Annotated in this window: 1 protein-coding gene; it reads left to right on the forward strand. The window is 51.5% G+C overall.

What is annotated here, in order from left to right:
• Window positions 1-54: 54 nt before the first annotated feature.
• Window positions 55-274 (forward strand): LpxD N-terminal domain-containing protein (locus SB756_RS29905; protein WP_410913206.1); only part of this gene is annotated, 220 nt, incomplete at its 3' end.

Consider the following 274-nt stretch of genomic DNA (forward strand, 5'->3'; position numbering starts at 1 on the left):
GCGTCAAACGCAAAAGACATCACTGCTGACGTGCTGAAACAGGTTAAATAATTCATGTCATCTATTCGACTGGCTGATTTAGCCCAGCAGTTGGATGCAGAATTGCACGGAGATGGCGATATCGTCATCTCCGGCATTGCTTCTATGCAATCCGCCACAACTGGCCAAATCACTTTTCTTGCAAACAGCCGTTACCGCGAGCAACTCGCCCTGATTAAGGCCTCAGCCGTGGTGCTGACGGAAGCGGATCTGGAGTGGTGCAATACCGCAGCGC

Source organism: Pseudomonas sp. SIMBA_068, from assembly GCF_046534705.1.
Classification (GTDB): domain Bacteria; phylum Pseudomonadota; class Gammaproteobacteria; order Pseudomonadales; family Pseudomonadaceae; genus Aquipseudomonas; species Aquipseudomonas putida.